Here is a 21,012-nt window from a genome sequence, read left to right on the forward strand (position 1 = left end):
CCACTTCTACACCCGGGGCAAGGTCGTCACCTCCCGCTGGCTCGACCCCAGCCACGGCGGCGTCAACCTCGGCTTCCCCACCAACTCCTGACACCACGCCTCCTGACACCCCGCCCCGCGGGCCGCCCCGCCCGCGGGCACGGCGGACGGGACGGCTCGGAAACCGGCCGGAAGCCCGCCTGGCGCGGGTCGCCCGAGGGGCGTCCGGCTTCCCTCAGAGGTGGCGGACCACCCTGGCCGGGTTGCCCACGGCGACGACGTTCGCGGGGACGTCCCTGGTGACGACGGCGCCGGCGCCGATGACGCTGTTCGCGCCGATCGTCACCCCGGCGAGCACGATGGCGCCACCGCCGAGCCAGACGTTGTCCCCGATCACGATCGGCCTGGCGGCCTCCAGCTTCGCCCGCCGTGGCTCGGGCTCGACGGGGTGGGTGGGGGTGAGCAGCTGGACGTTCGGCCCGATCTGCACGTCGTCGCCGATGGTGATGGGCGCCACGTCCAGGGCGGTCAGCCCGTAGTTGGCGAACGTGCCGGAACCGACCGTGATGTGGGAGCCGTAGTCGACGTACAGCGGCGGCCGGATGTGGGCGTCGGGGGCGATCGAGCCGAGCAGCTCCTCAAGGACGGACCGGGCGGCCCCCTGGTCGGCGTGGTAGAGCTCGCCGTACCGGTGGGCGAGGGCGGCGGCGCGTCCGAGGGCGGCCCCCAGCTCCGGGTCGTCGGCGATGTACAGGTCTCCGGCCAGCATGCGCTCGCGGTTGGTGCGGGGGTCCCCGGCGAAGAAGTCGGTCATGACGACGACCCTAGGCGGGGTGACGGGAAAACCGTTCGCTCCGCCGTACGGCCCTGGGGCAGCATGACCGAGGCGGGGTAGGCGTCCGGGGAGGGGTGGGGGCGACTGTGACCGGATCACACGAAGGCTCCGAGGAGAGTCCGGCCGCGCGCAGGTCGGCGGTCCTGCTGGCGCTGCGCCACTACTGCGGCGAGGTGCGGCGCCAGTGGCCGATCGCGGTGCCCGCGCTGGCGCTGCCGGCGATGGGCAACATCTGCCTCGCCTACCTGGCGCCGCTGATGGTGGCCGGGCTCGTGGGGCACCTGGCCGGCGGCGGCGACGGCACCCTCGACGCGCTGCTGCCGTACGTCCTCGGCTTCGGCGCGCTGCTGCTGGCGGGCGAGGCGCTGTGGCGGCTGGGACTGCACTTCCTGAACCGCACCGACGCCCGGGGCATCGAGCGGCTCGGCGTGGTCGGCATGGACGAGCTGATGGCGAAGGACACCGCGTTCTTCCACGACAACTTCGCCGGTTCGCTGACCAAGCGGGTCATCGGGTTCTCCTCCCGGTTCGAGGACTTCTTCGACACGCTCACCTTCTCGGTCATCGCCAAGGTGGTGCCCCTGCTCTTCGCCTCGGTGGTCCTGTGGCGGTACCACCCGCTGCTGGTCCTCGTCCTGCTGGGCCTCATCGCCGTCACCGGCCTCCTCATCGCCCCGCTCATCCGCCGCCGCCAGGCGCTGGTCGACGAGCGCGAGGCCGCCAGGGTGCTGGTGTCGGGCCACGTCGCCGACGTGCTGACCAACATGGACACGGTCCGCGCCTTCGCCGCCGAGGAACGCGAGGCCGCGGAGTACCGGGTCAGGGCCGCCGAGCAGCGCAGGCTGTCCCTGCGGTCCTGGGACTACGGCAACCTCCGGGTGGACACCGTCGTCGCCCCGCTGTCGGTGCTCACCAGCTCCCTGGGCCTGCTCCTCGCCGTGGCGCTCCGGGGCGGTCTCGGCGCGGAGGCCATCGTGGTGACGTTCACCTACTACTCGAACGCGATCGGCATCATGTTCGAGTTCAACCAGATCTACCGGCGCATGGAGAGCCTGCTCACCGAGGCGGCCCAGTTCACCGAGCTGCTCCTCGTGCCGCCCACCGTGGTCGACCCGGCCGACCCGCAGCCGCTGCGCCCGTCCGGCGCGGGCGTCACCTTCGAACGGGTGACGTTCTCCTACGGCGACGGCCCGCCCCTGTTCCGGGACCTCGACCTGGACATCCCCGGCGGTGCCAGGATCGGGCTGGTCGGCCAGTCCGGCGGCGGCAAGAGCACCCTCACCCGGCTGCTGCTGCGCCTCATGGACGTGGACGGCGGCAGGATCCTCGTCGGCGGGCAGGACATCGCCCGGATGCGCCAGGCCGACCTGCGCGGCCTCATCGCCTACGTCCCCCAGGAACCCGCGATGTTCCACCGGTCCGTGCGCGACAACATCGCGTTCGCCCGGCCGGGGGCCACCGAGGCGGAGATCCGCCGGGCCGCGGAGGCGGCGCACGTCACGGAGTTCGTCGAGGCGCTGCCGGACGGGTTCGAAACCCTGGTCGGCGAGCGCGGCGTCAAGCTCTCCGGCGGCCAGCGGCAGCGCGTCGCGCTCGCGCGCGCCATCCTGCGCGACGCCCCGATCCTGCTGCTGGACGAGGCGACCAGCGCCCTGGACTCCGAGAGCGAGATCCTCGTCCAGGAGGCGCTGTGGAACCTGATGCGGGACCGCACCGCGCTCGTCGTCGCGCACCGCCTGAGCACCGTCGTCCGCATGGACCGGCTCATCGTCCTCAACCAGGGGCGCGTCGTGGAGCAGGGCACCCACGGCGAACTGCTCCGGGCCCAGGGGCCCTACGCCCGGCTCTGGCACCACCAGTCCGGTGGTTTCCTGATCGACGACGACGCCCAGGACGCGCTTCTGGAGGCGACGGGCGCCGACTGAGACGCGGAGGCGAGGAGGGTGAGGACCCGGCCGGGTGTGTGGCCCAGCTCGTCGCGCATGACCCGGGTCAGGTGGGCCTGATCGCTGAAGCCGAGGCCGGCCGCGAGCGCCGCGAGGCTCGTCTCGCCCTGGTCCATGCGCGTCAGCGCGCGGCTCACCCGCACCCGGTTGCGGTAGCGGCTCAGGGGCATGCCCACGTGGTGGCGGAAGGTGCGGCTCAGATGGGACGGGGAGGTCCCCAAACGTCGGGCCAGGGCCACCAGGTCGGCGCAGTCCGGCTCGCCGGAGAGGATCGCCTCCCGGGCGTGGTCCGCCAACTCCCGCCGTCCCGGCGAAGGCGCGTCCCGGGACTGTTCGCGGAGGGCCAGCAACAGGAGGTCCAGGACGGCCTCGACGGCGGCGAAGTCCGGGTCGGCGCCGGTACGCAGCAGCAGGTGATGGGCCAGTTCGAGCCGCGCGTCCACGTGGACCGCGGGAGAACGGGCGGCATCGAGCCCGGCCGTCAGCGCGTCGCCGACGAATGTGATCGAGGTGCACACGTCACCGCCCGCGGGGTGGGCGAAGCGTATCTCCCACCCCGGGCGGTGCAGGTAGCCGACGGTGGGCTCGGCCGTCATCCGCCGGCCCTGGGAGTCCAGCCGGAACCGGCCCCGCCGGACCAGCACGATCTCGGCCGCGGATGACGTCTCCGGAACGGACCAGCCGGCGTGGTCGTCCTCGCACCCGACAACGTCGATCATGAAGTGCGGGCTTTCGACCAGCCTCTTCGCGGTACGCACCGGACAACCCTACGCATCACCACCGACAGCGCCATCCGCATATTCGTTCAAGACGGACGGGCATGGACGGCCGACGCTGGATGCATGATCAATCTTTCTCCTCCGCCGGTGACGGCCGCCCACCGGAACCGGATGCTGGCCGTACTGCTCACCGGGCAGGCCATGGCGTCCATGGACGGGTCGATCGTGTCGGTGGGGGCGGAGACCATCCGCGAGAGCCTGCACGCGGGTGGCGCCGAGATCCAGCTGGTCGTGTCGGGCTACCTGCTGACCACCGGCGTGCTGCTGGTCACCTGCGCCCGGATCGGCGACGTCATCGGACACCGGCGTGCGTTCCTGCTCGGGCTCGGCTGGTTCACCGGGGCGTCGCTGCTGTGCGGACTGGCCCCTGACGCGATCGTGCTGGTACTCGCCCGTGTCGTCCAGGCCATGGGGGCGGCGCTGCTCACGCCGCAGATCTTCGCCCTCGTCCACATGCACTGGGACGGAGCGGCACGCCGTAAGGCGATCGGCGTCTACAGCACGGTGCTCGCCCTGGGAGTCGCGCTGGGGCAGGTCGTCGGGGGCCTGATCGCCGGCGCCGACCTGTTCGGCCTCTCCTGGCGGCCCATCTTCCTGATCAACGTTCCGATCGGCCTGATCCTGCTGGCGGCCGGCCCGCGGATCCTGCCGGACCACCGCGCGGACCGGCGGGTACGGCTCGACCCGGCCGGAGTGGCGCTCCTGACCGTCGCCATGACGGCGCTCACCGTCCCGCTCATCTTCGGCCGGGACCACGGCTGGCCCGCCTGGACGTGGATCTCGCTGACGTGCGGTGTCACGTTGCTGGTGGCGTTCGTCCGCCATGAGGCCAGAGCGCGGAATCCGCTGCTGGACCCGGCGGCGCTGCGGCCCGGCGGAACCGGGCCGGGGCTGGCGGCCTGCTGGATCATCATGGGGTGCTACACCGTCTTCCTGTTCACCCTGACGCTGCACCTGCAGACCGCGCTCGGCCACTCCCCGCTCCACGCCGGGCTGGCGTTCGTTCCGTACACCCTCGGTTTCGGCGTCCTCAGCCTGAGCTGGAACCGCTACCCGCGGTGGCTGCAGAGCGCGCTGCCGGTGGCGGGACCGGTGATGTTCGCGGCGGGGGCGGCCCTGCTGGTGCTCCTCCACCGTGACCGGTGGCACCCGCTCGGCTCCATGCCGCTGCTGTTCCTCGCCGGGGCCGGTCACGCCGCCGGGTACAGTCCGCTGATGGCGCAGATCACCTCTCTGGTGGAGCCGCGGCTGGCGTCGGCGATCTCGGCGCTGAACTCCACCGGGCCCGTGCTCGCCGGGGTGACCGCCGTCGCCGGACTCGGGAGCGTCTACTTCGCGGCGCCCTCCTCCGCCGAGGGTCTCCTGCGGGTGACCGCCGCCTGCGTCGTCCTCCTCGCGATCGGAACGGCGTGCGCCGTGCGGGTGGCTCTGGCCCGCCGCACCGTCTCCTCCGTGTCCGGCGCCGAAAGGGACCGAAGCCGATAGTTCGTACCACGAATTCGCTACTCTGTGCCAATGAGCAAGAATGCCGACGGCCCCATCGGGGTGGTGGCCGCGCTGGTGCGGTCCACGTTCCTGGTGAACGCCGTTTATGTGGACTCCGCCCGAGAGTACGGCATCACCCAGCAGCAGGGCCAGTTGCTGTGCGTGCTGATGGCGCGGCCGTACGGCATGGGCGAGCTGGGCGCGATGCTCGGCCTCGCCAAGTCGAGCCTGACCGGCCTGGTGGACCGCAGCGAACGCAACGGCCTGGTCCGGCGCCAACCCGACCCCGAGGACTCCCGCGCGGTACGGGTGGCCCTGACCGGGCGCGGCGCCAGGCTGGCCGAGGAGTTCTACACCGCGACCTGCCGCCGGATCGAGGAGTTGACCTCGGGGTTCGTCCCGGCGGAGCGCGACATGCTCGCCGCCCTGCTCGGCCGCGTGGTGACGGACAACAAGGTCCCCGCCGTCTTCATGGAGCCGGACGCCTCGCCCTGACCGGGAGAAGGGTTGAAGTTCGCATCGCGAACTAATATTGTTCGTGATGCGAACTGTACCCCTTTTTCTCTCGTGTCGGTTCTCCTCGCACTATGGAAAGGCAGTGTCTTGTCCGCATCTGATGTGGTCTTCGGTTTCGGTGCGCATTCCAACCTCGGCGACATACCCGAGCTGTTGCACATGGTCCAGCAGGCGGAGCGGGACGGGCTCGACGTCTTCTCGCTGTCGGACCACCCCTACCTCGGCGCGCGGCTGGACGCCTACGCCGCCCTCGGCTTCATCCTCGGGCGCACCGAGCGCATCGCGGGCTTCGCCAACGTCACCAACCTGCCGACCCGGCCCGCTCCCATGCTGGCCAGGACCGTGACGTCGTTGTCGGCGCTGTCCGGCGGCCGCGTCGTGCTGGGCATGGGCGCGGGAGGGCTGTGGGACCGCATCGCCGACATGGGGGTGCCGCGGCAGACGCCTGGCGACGCCGTGGACGCCTTCGAGGAGGCCATCGTCCTGATCAAGAAGCTGTCGGGCGGCGGCCCCCCGGTCACCTACGAGGGCAGGCACCACCGGGTGCACCGGATCGAGCCCGCGCCCGTGGCCGCGGTGCCGGTGTGGACGGGGTCGAACGGGCCGAGAAGCCTGGCCGCCACCGGCCGCGTCGCCGACGGCTGGATCCCCGGCCACGCGGCCGACTGGCTCAGCGAGCGCTACCGGACGTCGCGGCCGGTCATCGACGAGGCGGCGGCGTCCGCCGGCCGCGACCCGGACGAGATCCGCACGGTCTTCAACTTCCCCGGGCGCGTCACCGACCGGCCGCTGCCCGCCACCCGGGACCACGAGGGCCGCTGGATCGGCGGCTCCGTCGACCAGTGGGCCGAGGAGCTGACCGGCGCCGTGCTGGAGCACGGCGCGTCGGGCTTCGTGCTCTTCTCCGCCGACCACGGCGTCGCCGACCCCACCACACTGGCCCGCTGGGCCCAGGAGATCGTCCCGGCCGTGCGCGAGGCGATCGCGAAATAGCGATCGAGCGGGGATTCCGCGTGGCGAGGGTCCCCGGGATCGAAACCACTGTCGAAAGCCCGGTTCCAAACGGACAGACAATGTTAAAGTCCACACGGACGATCGCCTGACGGCCGATCTTCCTGAGTGATCTCTCTGGAGGCGGCGGCGGCCCGGATCACGGCGGAGGAGCTGGAACGTGGACGGGATCACGCGGCAATCCATCCCACTCGCCCCCAAGGAGATCAGGCGCCTCCTGTCGGAGGCCGAAGGTCTTCTGGCCGCGGCCGGGGCCCTGCTGGCCGACAGCGGACGAGCCGACGCCGACGCCCGGCGGGCGGTGTCGGAGGTGCGGGCCGAGCGGGCGCGGGAAGAGCTGGGCTCGATGCCCGTCGCCCGGCTGAAGGACGTCACCGGCGGGCGGCTGCGGCTCGGGGCCCTCGAACAGGCCGGTTACGCCACCGTCCGGCAGGTCCTGGACGACACGCCGTACGGGCTCCAGCTCCTGCCCGGGATCGGGGCGCGTACGGCGGCCCAGGTGCACGCGGCCGCCGCGCAGATCGCGAAGGCGGCGGAGGAGTCCGTCACCGTCCGGATCGACGTCGACCGGCGGGACCCCGGGACCACCGCGTTGCTCGTCGCCCTGCACCGGCTGCTGGCTCCCGGCCCCGACCTGTCGCGCGCCTGCGAGGCCGCCGGAGCGCTCAGGGAGAAGCTGGAGCCCCTCGTGCCCGTCGCGGCCCCGGCGCGCAGCCGGATGCTGATGCTGCTGGCGGGCGCGCGGGGCCGCGACCGGGCACGCGAGGCCGCGGAGCGGATCGCCGCCGCGCTCGACCGGGCCGGGGACGACGGTCTGAGGCTGCTCTTCGCCCAGGTCACCACCGACCTGCTCCGCCCGGAACCGTCCGAGGCGGAGGTCTGGATCGACTTCGAGGTCCGCGCCCCCGAGTACCACGGCCTCCTCGGCGAGATCCTGGGCATCGGGCCCGGCCGCGCCGCCACCGAGGGGTTCCTGCCCGACGACATCGCCGCGCGGGTCAAGGGCCAGGAGCTCGACGACACCCATCTCAACGTCTCGCTCCGCGGCTACCAGTCGTTCGGCGCCCGGTTCGCGCTCGCCCAGGGCCGGGTGATCCTGGGGGACGAGATGGGGCTGGGCAAGAGCGTCCAGGCGATCGCGGCCCTGGCCCACCTCAGGGCCCGCGGCGACACGCACTTCCTGGTGGCGTGCCCGGCCAGCGTTTTGATCAACTGGATGCGGGAGATCGAGAACCGCAGCAGGCTCAGGGCGTACGCCCTGCACGGCACCGACCGGGCCGCGGCCCTGGCGGAGTGGACCCGCAGGGGAGGGGTCGCCGTGACGACGATCGACACGCTGCACCGTCTCCGGATCCGGGAGGACGTCCCCGTCGGGATGCTCGTGGTCGACGAGGCGCACTACGTGAAGAACCCGGAGACGCGCCGTTCGCAGGCCGTCGCGGGCTGGTGCGACCGGGTCGGCCGGGTGCTCTTCCTGACCGGCACCCCGATGGAGAACCGCGTCGGGGAGTTCTGCGCGCTGGTCGGCCATCTCCAGCCGGACCTGCTCTCCGAGGTGCAGCTGAACAACACCTTCACCGGGCCGCAGACGTTCCGGCGGGCCGTCGCGCCCGTCTACCTCCGCCGCAACCAGCGGGACGTCCTCACCGAGCTGCCCGACCTGGTGCAGGTGGAGGAGTGGGAGGAGTTCAGCCCGGAGGACCTGGCCGCCTACCGCGAGGCCGTGACCGGCGGGAACTTCATGGCGATGCGCCGCGCCGCCTACGCCGTGCCCGGGAGGTCCGCCAAGCTGCAGCGACTGCGGGAGCTCGTGGACGAGGCGGCCGAGAACGACCTCAAGGTCGTGGTCTTCTCCTACTTCCGCGACGTCCTGGCCGCCGTCCACGACGCCCTCGGCGGACGGCTCCACGGGCCGATCTCCGGGGACGTCGGCGCCGCCCGCCGTCAGCGGATCGTCGACGACTTCGCCGCCTCCTCCGGGCACGCGGTGCTGCTCAGCCAGATCCAGGCGGGCGGGGTCGGCCTCAACCTCCAGGCCGCCTCCGTGGTCATCCTCTGCGAGCCCCAGGTCAAGCCGACGATGGAGAGCCAGGCGGTGGCCCGCGCGCACCGGATGGGGCAGGTCCGCAAGGTCCAGGTGCACCGGCTCCTGGTGGCGGACAGCGTCGACCAGCGCATGCTCGAGATCCTGGGGACCAAGGCCAGGCTGTTCGACGACTACGCCCGGCACAGCGAGGTCGCCGCGTCCACCCCCGACGCGATCGACGTCTCCGAGCAGGCGCTGGCCCGCCGGATCGTGCAGGAGGAACAGGAAAGGCTCGCGCTGGTTCCCTGAGCGTCCGGTGAAACGATGACACGGCCGTCGGCGGACGGCGGTACGGGGCCTTCTACAGTGGGTTTTCGTGCTTTACGGCAGATCTGCGGAAATCAGCGCACTCGACGAGGTGATCGCGCGGGCCGGCGACGGTTCCGGCGGCGCGGTGGTGCTGCGGGGCGAGGCGGGTGTGGGCAAGACCGCCCTGCTCGACGCGGCGGCCGCGCGCGGCGGCGCGATGCGGGTGCTGCGGACCACCGGTGTCGAGTCCGAGTCCGACCTCGCGTTCGCGGCGCTGCACCAGTTGCTGTGGCCGGTGGCCGGCTCGCTCGACGCGCTGCCCGAGCCGCAGCGCGATGCCGTGCGCGCGGCCCTGGGACTCGCCGCGGGCGGTGCCGGCGATCGGTTCCTGGTGGGGGCCGGTGTGCTCTCGCTGCTGGCCGAGGCGGCCGTTCCGGACGGGCTGGTCTGCGTGGTCGACGACTTCCAGTGGGTCGATCGGGCCTCGGCCGACGCGCTGCTGTTCGCCGCCAGGCGGCTGGGGACGGAACGGATCGCGATGCTGCTCGCCGTACGCGGGGAGGCTCCGGTCAAGGGCGTGCCGTCGACGGTGGACGTGCGCGGCCTGGCCGAGTCCGCCGCGGACGAGCTGCTGGAGTCCCGCCACGGTACGCTGCCCGCCCGGGTGAGACGGGAGCTCGTCACGCTCACCGGCGCGAACCCGCTCGCCCTGGGCGAGATCGCCGCCCGTCTGACGCCCGCGCAGCTCGCCGGGCGCGAACCGCTGCCCGATCCGCTGCCCGGCGGCGCCCGGCTCTTCGGCGATCGGGTGGCCGGGTTGTCCGATCCCGCCCGGCTGGCCGCCCTGGTCGCCGCCGTCGAGGCCGATCTCGACCTGGTCCTGCGCGCCACCGGGCGACTGTCCGCCGGGCGGCCGACGCCGCCCGGCACGGATACGGGAACCGGGCGGGCGGCGCTGGCCGAGCTGGAGGAGAGCGGACTGGCCGGGGTGTCGGGCACGAGCGTGCGCTTCCGCCATCCGCTCATCCGATCGGCGCTCCACGAGGCGGCCGCCCCCGCCGACGTCCGCCGCGTGCGCACCGTCCTGGCGGAGCTGACCGAGGGCGACCGCCGCGCCTGGCACCTGGCCGGAGCCGTCCTGGGCCAGGACGAGCAGGTCGCCGCCGTGCTGACGGCCGCCGCGGAGCGGGCACGCGACCGCGGCGGGTACGGCGCCGCCGCCACCGCCCTGGCCAGGGCCGCCGAGCTGACTCCCGAGCCGCGTGCACGTGCCGTCCGCCTGAAGGACGCCGCCGTCGCGGCCTGGCTCGGCGGCCGTCCGGGACAGGCGCAGTCGCTGCTGGCCGAGGCGCGCGAACGGGCCGGTGGGGACGCCGCCCTCGCCATGGAGATCGCCCGGCTCCGGGGCCGGTTCGAGCTGAACTCGGGCGACGCCGCCGAGGCCGTACGGATCCTGGCGGCGGGCGACGGCCTGGACATGCTGGCCGACGCGGTGGAGGCGGCCTCGTACGTCGGTGACACGGCGACCATCGCCGAGCTCGGCCGGCGGGCGGTGGCGTACCCCGAGGGGTTCCTGCGGGACACGGTGGCCGGGATCGGCCTGACGATGGACGGTGACGCCGCGGGGCCGGGCCTGCTGCGCCGGGCGCTGGCGCGGGCCGGCGAGCAGGAGGACGCGACGGGACATCTGTGGGCGGCGGCCGCGGCCAGCGCGCTGGGCGAGCCGGATCTGGCCGCCGAGATGGCCGAGCGGGCCGGGCGGGTGGCCAGGGTGTCGGGGATGACCGGGCAGCTCCCCGTCGTGCTGGAGTTCGTGGCGACCGCCGAGCGGATCGCTGGGCGGCTGGCACGCAGCCAGGCCGTCTCCGAGGAGGGCCTGGCGCTGGCCCGGGAGGCCGGGTACGAGAACACGGTGGCCGCGCACCTGGCCGGCCTGGCGGTGCTGGCGGCGCTGCGCGGCGAGGAGGAGCCGTGTGAGCGGCAGGCCCGCGAGGCGCTGGCCATCGCGATCCCGCACCGGGTGGGACTGCGCGCGGGGGTGGCCGCGTACGCGCTGGCGATGCTCGACCTGTGCCTGGGCCGCCACGCGGCGGCACGTGACCGTTTCACGGCCATCGCCGCGGCGGGACCGGGCGCCGGGCATCCGACCGTGGTGTGGCGGTCCGCACCGGACCACGTCGAGGCCGCCCTGGGCGCGGGTGACGAGACGGGCGCGAGGGCGGCGCTGGCCGCGTACGAGCGGTGGTCGGCGCACGCCGCGACGCCCGAGTCGCGCGCGCTGCTGGCCCGCTGCCGGGGCCTGGTCGACGCCTCCGAGGACGCCTTCGGCGAGGCGCTGCGGCTGCACACCAACCCGTTCGAGGCGGCCAGGACGGCCCTGCTGCTGGGTGAGCGCCTGCGCCGCACGCAGCGGCCGGGCGAGGCGCGGGCGCATCTGCGGACGGCGTGGGAGACGTTCGAGCGGGCCGGCGCGCGGCCGTGGGCGCGGCGCGCGCAGGACGAGCTGCGGGCGGCCGGCGAGAGCGGGCAGGCTCCGCCCGCGACCGCGCTGGACGCGCTGACCCCGCAGGAACTGCGCATCGCGGGCCTGGTCGCCGACGGGTTGTCGAGCAAGCAGATCGCCGCCACGCTCTTCCTGAGCCCGCGCACGGTCGAGTACCACCTGTACAAGATCTATCCGAAGCTGGGCATCGGCTCACGTACTGACCTGGCGCGACTGGTAGTTCTACAGAAGGCGCCCGTGGCCGGGGACGGCATGCTGTGAGGCATGCAGAACGTGAACATCTGGAGTGAAGAGTTCGGCGCCGAGACCGACGCGCCGATCCTGCTGATCATGGGTTCGATGTCGCAGGGCGTTCTGTGGCCGGACGAGTTCGTCGGCCGCCTGACCGCCGGAGGCCGCCGGGTGATCCGGTACGACCATCGCGACACCGGCATGTCCGGCACCGTCGACTTCGAGGCGGAGCCGTACACATGGGACGACATCAAGGATGACGTCTACCGCGTGATGGACGCCCACGGCCTGGAGAGCGCGCACCTGGTCTGCCACTCGGCGGGCGGGCTGCTCGGCCAGCTCATCGCCGTGGAGCGGCCGGAGCGGGTGCGCTCGCTGACCGTCATCGCCTCCTCGCCGCTCGGCGGAGGCGAGGGCGAGGTGCTCGTGCGGGCCCTGACGGGGCAGCCGCAGTCCGAGGACGCCCTGCCGGAGCCGGCGCCGGAGTTCGTGGCCTTCTACCGCGCGCTGATGGCCGCCCCGCCGCCGCAGGACCGGCGCGCGGTGATCGACGGCATGATCGCCGAACAGCGCGTGCTGCACGGCACCGGCCTGCCGTTCGACGAGGATGCGGCCCGCCGGCTGCAGGAGCGGATCCACGAGCGGGCCCGCGACCTGTCGGCGGTGGCCAACCACCGGCTGGCCGCCATGGCCAGGCCCGACTTCGAGCCGGTGGGCGTGCTGCACCGGGTGCAGGCGCCCACGCTGGTCATCGAGGGCAGCCACGAGCCCGTCAAGCCGGGCCATGGCGCGGTCATCGCCGAGCGGATCCCGGGGGCGCGGCTCATGATCGTGGAGGGCATGGGGCACACGCTGCCGCCGGAGGCGCACGAGGAACTGGCCACCGCCATCCTCGCGCACACGGCGGGGTGATGATCGCGGTGGAACACGATCCGCGAGGAGCCCCGCCGGTACGGCACGCCCGCGTCTCGGGGCCGGTGCGTGGACTACGCGGCCGTGCCGCCGCTGCGCGCCGCCACCGGTGAGGGCCGCCGCAGATGGTCGGGTTCGCTGATGAACCGGGTGCCGAGCGCCGAGAGCAGGCACAGCAGGGCGGACACCAGCACGATGGGCCAGATCTGGCCACCGGACCAGCCGTCGAGCCAGGCGGCCACGAAGGGGATGCAGCCGCCGACGACGGCGCCGGCGATCTCCCGGGTGAAGGTGACGCCGGTGTAGCGGTACCGGACGTCGAACAGCTCCGACATCATCGTGGCCTGCGAGGCGAGCGTCAGGTCGTTGCAGAGCGTGAAGATCATCACGAAGGCGGCCCAGATCACGACGGGCGTGCCGGTGTCGAGCATGAAGAAGAAGGGATAGAACAGCACCGCCGCCGCGACCGATCCGGTGACCATCACCGGGCGGCGCCCGAACCGGTCGCACAGCCAGCCGGCGGTCGGCACGGTGACGATCTTGACGAGGTTGGCGATCACCACGGCGGTCAGGCCGATCCACGCCTCGGCGTGCACGTGCGTGGTCAGGTAGGTCAGGGCGTAGACGGACGGCAGGTAGCTGATGACGTTCGGCGCGACGCTGATGAGCATGCCGGGAATGATCTTGTGGCGGGAGGAGGCGAACAACGCCCGCAGCGGCGCCCGCACGCTGTCGCCGCTCTCCCGTGCCTCGCGGAACTCGGGGGTGTCGGAGACCTTCAGCCGCACGATCACGCCGCCCACGCCGACCAGGATGCTGAGCAGGAACGGGATGCGCCAGCCGTAGTCGATGAACGCCTCGTGCGGCATGACCGAGGAGACGAGGAAGAAGACGCCCGTCGCGACCAGCGAGCCGATCGCGTTGCCGAGGGTCGGCACGCTGGCGTTCAGCCCGCGCGCCCGGGTCTCGGCGTGTTCGGCGGACATCAGCATGGCCCCCGCGTACTCGCCGCCCGCGCCGAGGCCCTGCACCACGCGCAGTGCCACGAGCATGATCGGCGCGATCGGGCCGACGGCGGCGTAGGAGGGCAGCAGGCCGATCAGCGTGGAGGCCGTCGCCATCAGGAGCAGGGTGACGAACAGCATCGTGCGGCGGCCGACGCGGTCGCCGAGGATGCCGATGATGACGCCGCCGACGGGCCGGGCGAAGAACCCGACGGCGAAGGTGCCGAGCGATGACAGGGTCGCCGCCACCGGGTCGCCGGAGGGGAAGAACACGAGCGGCAGCACCAGCGCGGCGGCGGTGCCGTACAGCGAGAAGTCGTACCACTCGAGCGCGGTGCCGACGGTGGAAGCGATCGTGGCCCGGCTGAGCCGCCTTGTCATCGTTGACTCCCTCATCACAGCTTGCCGATTGCGCCCCCGCATTCGGACCATTAACGTTAATGTGGCCGCAACACTACGAGTGGGCTGCTCGGAAGGTCAAGAGTTTCGGTCACCGAGCTGTTCACATGAGCGTTAATGAGAGAGGACTGCGCATGGGACTCGCAGCGCCGACCACCGACGCCGGCCTGTCGAAGTACGATCCGCTCGGACGGATCCTGTGCTTCGACCGGTTCGACTCGACCACCCACGGCTGGACCGAGCTGATCGGCAACTACAACGGCCGGGGCGACCTCGGCACGGTCGACGACCACATGCGCGACTTCCGGCCACCGCAGCTCTCCTCCTGTTCGTTCTTCGACGTCGGCACGCACGGCACGCTCAGCGGGAACTACGCGCTGAAGCTCGCCACCCGCGCCCACCGGGGGCACACGGCCACCGGCATCCGCCGGCTCACCATGGCCGGGCGGGGCCTGGTGCGCATCGAGGCCCACTTCGCGTTCAAGGCCGAGGCGACCGTCGGCCATGAACTGCCCGCCAGCGTCGCCTGGGACGGCAACCGGCACCCGTCGGAGTCGCAGTTCGGCGCGTTCACCGTGGCCACCGACATCTGCGCGGACAACGGCGTGCGCTACCACAACGTCATCCGCTACCAGAACACGAACCTCGACGGCGAGATGACCCAGCGGTGGATGTACCCGGTGGTGCCCGAGCCGACGCCGCGCGACCACCAGGAGGGCAGGTTCGCCCTGCCGTACGCCGCCGACTTCACCGCGCCGAACCCGGACGACTGGCGGTACTTCGACGAGCCGCTGGAGATGTGCGTCAACGAGGTGCCCACCAAGATCAACTGGCACTACCTGCGCTGGGACATCGACACCCGCACGCGGTCGAACGTGGAACTCCGGCTCAACGACCGGGTCATGGACATGAGAGACGTCCCGGTGCCGATCTACCCCGACCGCTACAGCACCCTGGACAACCTGCTCAACTTCTACTTCTCCGTCCGGACCCACGCCGACATCCGCAACTTCCTCTTCCTCGACTCCGTGCTCATCTCGGTGGATTGGTGACGACGATGCGATCGACCATGACCGCGGTGCTGGAGCGCGCCGCACTGGTGAACGACGAGCTCGCCACCGAGCCGTACGAGCTTCCGTGGGCCCAGGAGGCCCGCTTCTTCGTCCAGGCGCACGAGCTGACCGGGACGCTGGAGCTGACCACCGAGATCTCGCCGGACGGCCTGACCTGGTGCCCGGCCGACGTGCCGGCGGTCCGCGTCGAGACGCCCGGGATGACGAGCTGGACGATCACCGGCTTCGGCCAGTGGCTGCGGGTACGCTGCCGGGTTTCCGGCGACGAGGCCCCGGCTGCCAGACTTCGGATCTACTTGGTCGGCAAGAGCTGAGCCGGAGGGTGACGGGATGGCACGTTCGCAACGGGTGACGCTACGCGATGTCGCCGACCGGCTGGGCCTGTCGGCGAACACCGTGTCCCGGGCGCTGACCGGCAAGGACCAGGTCAGCGAGAGCACCAGGGCACTGGTCGTCGCTGAGGCCAGGCGGCTCGGATACGTTCCGAACAGCCACGCCCGTTCGCTCGTGTCCGGCCGGACCATGGTCGTCGGCCTGGTCATCACCAACCCGTCGAACCCGTTCTACGCCGCGCTGATCTCCGCGGTCGAACGGCGGTGCCGCGCCGCCGGCTACTCCGTGCTGCTCCTCGTGACCGAGGACTCCGACGAGAACGAGGAGCGCGCGGTGCAGGAGCTCCTGCGGTTCGGCGTGGACGGCGTGCTGGGCGTCGCCACCGAGTCCAGGAGCGACGTGTGGGACGGGCTCGTCGAGGCGAACATCCCGGTGGTGCAGATCAGCCGCGACATCCCCGGCCGCGGGCTGGACTTCGTCGGCATCGACGTGGAGGCGGCCGTCGCCGACGCCATGGTCCGGGTGGCCCGTCCCGGCGTCCGGCGGATCTGGCTGCTGGAGGAGGACCTCCGCGTCAGCACGGTCGCCGCCAGGGTCGCGGGCTTCCGCCGCGCGCTCGACGAGCTGGGCATCGCCCACGAGCACTCGCTCGTGCTGAAGGTGCCCACCCGCCGCACGAGCGGCGCCAGCCTGCCCTGGCGGCCCGACGACGCCTACGCCCTGGCCGCCAACCTGATCACCCCGGACAACCACCCGGACCTGGTGATCACCGCGAACGACTACTTCGCGCTGGGCGTCTACCGGGCCGTCCGGGAGTGCGGCCTGGCCGTACCCGAGGACGTTCGCGTGCTCGGGTACGGTGACCACCCGTTCGCCGCGTACCTCCAGCCGGCGCTGACCACGATCCGGCTGCCCGCCGACGAGGCGGGCACGGCCGCGGTCGAGCTGCTGCTGCGCCGGGTCGCCGAGCCGGACCGCCCGCGGACCAGCACCCGCCTCCCCGCCGAACTGGTCGAACGCCGGTCGACGGGGTGAGCGGGCCCGCGCCGGACCGCGTGGATCCACCGGTGCGCGCGAGGACGACATCTCGGTACGGACGCCGTCGCAGGTCATGAAGCAGCTCCGGTGAGCTGGGCGTGGAGGCGTCTGCACTCGTGGACGAAGCGGATCGTCCGGCGGCTGCGCGCGAACTCGGCGACGACCGGGATCTCCCCCCGCGCGCCGGTCCAGCGTGCCACGTCGGCGGCGAAGGCGACGAGTTCGGCGTGGGTCACGGTGATACGCCGCCCCTCGCCCGGCAACATCCCGGGCAGCAGAGCGCGCAGGATGCGCCACACCTCGTGGTGGCCGCCGGCGTCGGCCAGCTCGGCCAGGGTCGCGACGGCGGGGCGGGTCTCCCGCCACGTGCGGCGCAGCACCAGCGCGAGCTGGCGGCCGATCGCCTCGGCGGGCAGCTCGCCCCTGGCGGCCATGCGCAGGAGCAGCGGGATCACGCCGGGCACGCCGCCGGCCAGGAGAAAGGCGAGGATCACCGCCGTGGACTCACCCATCGGGCCCTGGGCGACCTCCAGGCCGGTGAGCTCCGAGGGTGTCGCCCATGTGCCCCAGTGGCCGCGCAGCAGGAAGGGCAGGAAGTTGACGGCCACGACCTCACGGTGCGAGGGCAGGATGGCAGGCCATGCCTGGAGCGTGCCGCCGAACTCGTCGACCATCCAGTCGAACGGCTGACGCAGCAGCACCTCGTCGATCAGGCGATGACCGGTCGGGGCCGTCACCCGCAACACCGGCTGCAGCCTGACCTCGGTGAAGTGCTCCGGCTCGTCGTCGCCGAACTCGACCATGGACGCGTCCACCATGTGGCGCCACAGGTGGCCGCACTCGGGGTCGGCCATGCCGCCGCCGGCGAGCCAGCGGGCGGCCGAGTGCGCCGCCTCCGAGTCGACCTTGGCGGCCCGCTCCGCCGCGGCCCGGTGGCCGCCCCTGGGCAGCCGCAGCAGCGCCTGCGCCAGGTCGGCGGGGAGCGGCTCCACCCCGGCGGCGGCGCAGGTCTCCAGCCGGTCGACCAGCACGTCGGGGTCGAGGTGGCCGCTCATCCAGGTCGGCGTGGACAGCAGCACCGGCGGCAGGGCGTCGTTTCGCAGGGCCTCGGCGAGTTCCGCGTAGCGGTGCAGCAGGAAGTCGTGGGGCGGGGAGACGCGATTGGGATGGGGCAGCCGGTTGCGCCGCCGCCATTCGTCGTGCTCGGGCAACTCCTGGGGCATGAAGGAACGCAGCCGGGACGGGACGAAGACGACGGTCACCTCCACGAGCGGCTCGTCCGGACCCGGAGGGGGCACCCGCTGCCCCGTCCGCATCGCCGCGATCCGAGCGGGATCCACGCCGAGCCCGGCCATCCGCTCATAGGCGCCGTCGAGGACGAAGGACGGCATGGCCTCCTCGGAATCGTCGTACAGGGCGCCGGGCTTCGTCGACGCCGGACGGGGGCGATCCGGCGGCCCGTCGTCGTGGACCTCCTCGCCCTCCCCGGCGCCGGAACGCCACGGCCGCTCGACGTCGGCGGGGGGACCGTACAGGTGGATGCGGCCCCCGGTGAAGGGGATCCGCCGGTCGCCCTCGCGGGCCACCGCCTCGTCCGGACCGTCGTCGCTGTTCCAGGTGATGAAGAAGGCACGCAGCGGGGCGTCGTCGTCGAGGTAGCGGCCCGGCCGGCAGGCGCCGCCCACCATGATCCGCCGGGGTCCCGGCTCGGGATCGGGCTCCTCTCCACGGGGCACGACGCGTACTCCCACGGAGTGACTCGCGCTGTCCCAGAACTTCTCCGGCCCGATCGGCGGCGGCTCCGGCACGCTCCCGGGAGTGACGAGTTCGGCGGACAGCGCCGCCCGCCAGTCGCCGGGGCCGAGGCGAGCATCCTCGGACCGCCAGTGACCGTGGTCCTGCTCGACGTGGGACCTGAGCCTGCGACGCAGTTCCTCCCTGTTCTCGGCGATTCCCGTGACGAAGGCCGCGAGCCAGCGCTCCTGGCCGATCCAGTTCTCGTGGTGGCCGGGGAGGATCGACGGCTCGGGGAACCGCTGTGCCTCCGCCGGCTCGGGCAGCGGCGGGAACTCCTTCCGCTCCGGCATCTCCTCGACCGGGACCTCGCCGCCGAACCGCTCGGCGAGCTTCGCACCCAGGTCGGCGGGGAGATGGCGGGCGCCTTCGAGGATCTCTCCGACACGGCCGGCGAGCAGGCCGGCGTGTTTCAGGGTCAGCTCGGCCGCGCGGTTGCGCACGTCGAAGGACCTGTGCGCGTACGCCGTGGTCAGCGCGGTCACGAAGTCGGCGGCCGTCTCGGGCGTGGCCCGGATCGCATGGTCGAGCCAGCGCAGGCCCCTGGCGGCGAACTTGGCCTCCTCCCGGAAGGTGAGCGCCTCGACCGCCTCGACCAGATCGGCGTGGTCGAGTGGCATCGCCTCACGCACCTGCTCGGTGGCCAGCTCGGCGACCGTGCCCGGAGCCGACGGCAACAGCCGCAGGTAGTCGCGGAGACGGGGCGCGGCCTCCGCCGGCGTGGGGTCGAGGAGCCTGTGCAGCCGGACGAAGAACCGCAGGTCCTGCGCCTCGTCGCCGCGCAGGAAACGGCTCACGCAACCGTCGAGCACCTGCTCCCTGGGCAGCTCGCGGGCGGCGGCGGCCAGCCAGCGGGTCGGCAGGGGCTCCAGTCGCTCGTCACGGAGGGCGCGGCCCGCGCCGTCGGCGGTGAAGACACGAGGCAGCAGCACGGGGGTCAGCGGGTCATCGGCCACGCTCGGCGCGGCCAGCCAGGCGGCCACCAGCGGGTCGTGGTCGGGCGGCGCGGCGCCGGACTCCCGCAGCAGCGCCACGGCCAGCGGCGCGACGCGATCGGCGGGACGGCGCACCCGCCGGGCCAGGCGGACCGCGACGTCACGACGCCATTCCGGGGGACGGGTGGCCGCCACCCGGCACACCTGGGCGACGTCGGGGTCATCGGCCCAGCGGCGGTTGACGTCGCGGCCGGTCATCCACGTCACGGCGGCCGCCGGGCCGGTGATGACGCCGACACCGGTCAGCAGCAGCGCGCCGGCAAGTTCGTCGAGCAGTTCGCCGACCTCCCAGGAGGCCATCTCCTCGAAGTCGCCGGGACGCTGGGCGCGCACCTGCTCGGTGCGGACACGGCGCAGCTCCTTGACGAGGCCGGGCAGCCGCCCGCCCAGCTCGGCGCGCTCCTCCTCGGTGAGCGTGACCAGCCGATCGGCCAGGCGGTGGACCTGGTTGCGGGCCACCAGGTCGCAGATCTCCGTCCAGAGGCTCACGGGGAGACCTCCACGGCGGCGCGGGCGACGATCCGGGCGGCCAGCACGTGTTTGCACGGCCCACGGGAGCCGCGATGGTCCCACCACCACTCGCAGGTGCAGGAACCGTCGGCCAGCGAGACCCGGCGCTCACCGCCCGGGGTGCGGACGGTGACCGACTCGCCGTCGACGCGCACGGCACCCGCTTCGACGAGTCTGCGCGCCTTGGCCAGCCGAGGGTTGAGCACGGTCACGTTGTCCCTGTCATAGGGCAGCTCACGGTGGAAGTGGGCGGCTTCCGACAGGTCGTAGCCGACCCGCCCGGCGACGCCGAGCCGCGTCAGCGCGGCCCGCACCCGGTCGGCGGGCATGCCCGCCCGGTCGGCCAGCAGGCCGATCTCGACCTCGGGCTCGAAGTTGAGCAGCATGCCCACCACGTCGGCGTCGTCCTCGGCCTCGTCGGCGGCCAGGTCGTCGAGCACCGCGCCCTCGCCGGAGAAACCGCGCCAGCGCTCGGGTGAGAGGGCGAGCGTGTAGCGCATGCCCGGGAGCTCCAGTTCCCAGGCACTGGAGGCGGCATCGGAGGCGGCGTCGGCCGGGCCGTACACCCGGAGGGACTTCGCGAAGCGCAGCAGCGGCAGGAGGGTGCCGAGCCGGCCGGGGTCGGCGAGCCGGACCGAGCCCGGGACCCGGCGGTCGGAGACCTTCGGCTCCCGCCCCGCCTGCGCCACCCACACCGTGCCCTTCCTGGGCAGCCCGCGCAGGAACCGCACCGCCGTCATGCCGGTCAGCTCACCGCGCTGATCCATGCCCGAGGCGATGACCTGCACCTCGGCGAAGCCGCGCAACCAGCGCTCGGGCAGGGGGACCTTCTTCTCCACCACCGCGCCGTCCATCGTGGTCACGACCAGCTCGTCGAGGCCCACCCCCAGGTGCAACGGGTCACGCGCGCCGACGCGCGCCAGCGCCTCCCGGAGCGGCGCGTTCACGTCGACGTTGGTGGTGCCCCGGTCGAACACCTCGCCGTCGAGCGCGCCGCTCAGCAGATCAAGCCGGGCGTACACGCCGCCGCAGGCCGAGAACGACTCGAACCGCAGCCGGTCCCCGTTGCACGTCACCACCGGGTCGCGCACCCAGCCGGGCCGCGCCTGCGGCTGGTGGTAGCGGGCCAGAGCCACATCGGCGACGCCGAGCAGGGCCGCCGCGGCGGGGGCGGCCTGGGTCACCACGCCGCTGAAGAACCGGGGGGCCACGACGGGGCCGGACAGGGCCCGCCCGCCGGAGGTCGCCAATCCGAGACGGCCGCCGATGAGGGAGGAGGGCGCGGCGTACGTGTACGCCTGCGTCGCTGAAGTCATGGCCGGGACGTTAGATCG

The 21,012-nt window shown here is 72.9% G+C and carries 15 protein-coding genes; 10 read left to right on the forward strand and 5 right to left on the reverse strand.

Features of this window, described 5'->3' with window-relative positions; genetic code table 11:
* Positions 1 to 214 precede the first annotated feature (214 nt).
* Positions 215 to 793 carry a sugar O-acetyltransferase gene (locus tag ACFYSC_RS36080; RefSeq protein WP_362935619.1) on the reverse strand — a complete coding sequence of 193 codons (579 nt, stop codon included), beginning with the start codon at positions 791 to 793 and terminating at the stop codon, positions 215 to 217.
* 107 nt (positions 794 to 900) lie between these two features.
* On the opposite strand from ACFYSC_RS36080, the gene ACFYSC_RS36085 reads away from it, so the two are divergent.
* The gene (locus ACFYSC_RS36085) at positions 901 to 2,739 is read left to right on the forward strand and encodes an ABC transporter ATP-binding protein (protein ID WP_389970632.1); all 1,839 of its coding nucleotides are present in this window, start codon (positions 901 to 903) and stop codon (positions 2,737 to 2,739) included.
* On the opposite strand, the gene ACFYSC_RS36090 is transcribed toward ACFYSC_RS36085, so the two are convergent.
* Positions 2,649 to 3,518 carry a helix-turn-helix domain-containing protein gene (locus ACFYSC_RS36090; RefSeq protein WP_389970635.1) on the reverse strand — a complete coding sequence of 290 codons (870 nt, stop codon included), beginning with the start codon at positions 3,516 to 3,518 and terminating at the stop codon, positions 2,649 to 2,651. The genes ACFYSC_RS36085 and ACFYSC_RS36090 overlap by 91 nt on opposite strands.
* A gap of 84 nt (positions 3,519 to 3,602) precedes the next feature.
* Between ACFYSC_RS36090 and ACFYSC_RS36095 the strand changes: the two genes are divergently transcribed.
* The 6 genes from ACFYSC_RS36095 (at position 3,603) to ACFYSC_RS36120 (ending at position 12,532) form a co-directional block, all read left to right on the forward strand.
* Positions 3,603 to 5,024, forward strand: coding sequence for an MFS transporter (locus tag ACFYSC_RS36095; RefSeq protein WP_389970638.1), 1,422 nt, complete (start codon positions 3,603 to 3,605; stop codon positions 5,022 to 5,024).
* A 30-nt stretch (positions 5,025 to 5,054) separates the two neighbouring features.
* Positions 5,055 to 5,519, forward strand: coding sequence for a MarR family winged helix-turn-helix transcriptional regulator (locus ACFYSC_RS36100; protein WP_389970641.1), 465 nt, complete (start codon positions 5,055 to 5,057; stop codon positions 5,517 to 5,519).
* 108 nt (positions 5,520 to 5,627) lie between these two features.
* The gene (locus tag ACFYSC_RS36105; protein WP_389970644.1) at positions 5,628 to 6,533 is read left to right on the forward strand and encodes an LLM class flavin-dependent oxidoreductase; all 906 of its coding nucleotides are present in this window, start codon (positions 5,628 to 5,630) and stop codon (positions 6,531 to 6,533) included.
* A 178-nt stretch (positions 6,534 to 6,711) separates the two neighbouring features.
* Positions 6,712 to 8,886 (forward strand): DEAD/DEAH box helicase, encoded by a 2,175-nt coding sequence (locus ACFYSC_RS36110; RefSeq protein ID WP_389970647.1) that lies wholly within the window; start codon positions 6,712 to 6,714, stop codon positions 8,884 to 8,886.
* Between the two features lie 67 nt (positions 8,887 to 8,953).
* Positions 8,954 to 11,650, forward strand: coding sequence for an AAA family ATPase (locus ACFYSC_RS36115; protein ID WP_389970650.1), 2,697 nt, complete (start codon positions 8,954 to 8,956; stop codon positions 11,648 to 11,650).
* 3 nt (positions 11,651 to 11,653) lie between these two features.
* Positions 11,654 to 12,532: an alpha/beta fold hydrolase gene (locus tag ACFYSC_RS36120; protein WP_389970653.1), complete on the forward strand. Its 879-nt coding sequence runs from the start codon at positions 11,654 to 11,656 to the stop codon at positions 12,530 to 12,532.
* 74 nt (positions 12,533 to 12,606) lie between these two features.
* Here ACFYSC_RS36120 and ACFYSC_RS36125 read toward each other — a convergent pair whose 3' ends face one another.
* Complete coding sequence (locus ACFYSC_RS36125) at positions 12,607 to 13,917, reverse strand: MFS transporter (RefSeq protein WP_389970657.1); 1,311 nt, start codon at positions 13,915 to 13,917, stop codon at positions 12,607 to 12,609.
* A gap of 152 nt (positions 13,918 to 14,069) precedes the next feature.
* Here ACFYSC_RS36125 and ACFYSC_RS36130 point away from each other — a divergent pair, with 152 nt between their 5' ends.
* From ACFYSC_RS36130 to ACFYSC_RS36140, 3 genes are read left to right on the forward strand one after another with little or no spacing between them, the layout of a single operon-like run.
* On the forward strand, positions 14,070 to 14,987 hold the full coding sequence (locus tag ACFYSC_RS36130) for a DUF6772 family protein (protein ID WP_389970660.1): 918 nt from the start codon (positions 14,070 to 14,072) through the stop codon (positions 14,985 to 14,987).
* Positions 14,988 to 14,992: 5 nt separating this feature from the next.
* A complete protein-coding gene (locus ACFYSC_RS36135) occupies positions 14,993 to 15,322 on the forward strand; it encodes a hypothetical protein (RefSeq protein WP_389970663.1) in 330 nt (109 codons plus the stop codon).
* Positions 15,323 to 15,338: 16 nt separating this feature from the next.
* On the forward strand, positions 15,339 to 16,376 hold the full coding sequence (locus ACFYSC_RS36140; RefSeq protein ID WP_389970666.1) for a LacI family DNA-binding transcriptional regulator: 1,038 nt from the start codon (positions 15,339 to 15,341) through the stop codon (positions 16,374 to 16,376).
* Positions 16,377 to 16,450: 74 nt separating this feature from the next.
* On the opposite strand, the gene ACFYSC_RS36145 is transcribed toward ACFYSC_RS36140, so the two are convergent.
* Entirely contained in the window at positions 16,451 to 19,657 is a 3,207-nt protein-coding gene (locus ACFYSC_RS36145) for a DUF6493 family protein (RefSeq protein WP_389970669.1), read from the reverse strand.
* Positions 19,654 to 20,994 carry an SWIM zinc finger family protein gene (locus ACFYSC_RS36150; RefSeq protein WP_389970672.1) on the reverse strand — a complete coding sequence of 447 codons (1,341 nt, stop codon included), beginning with the start codon at positions 20,992 to 20,994 and terminating at the stop codon, positions 19,654 to 19,656. The genes ACFYSC_RS36145 and ACFYSC_RS36150 overlap by 4 nt, the downstream gene beginning before the upstream one ends.
* Between the last annotated feature and the right edge of the window lie 18 nt (positions 20,995 to 21,012).

Source organism: Streptosporangium sp. NPDC004379, assembly GCF_042873875.1.
GTDB lineage: Bacteria > Actinomycetota > Actinomycetes > Streptosporangiales > Streptosporangiaceae > Streptosporangium.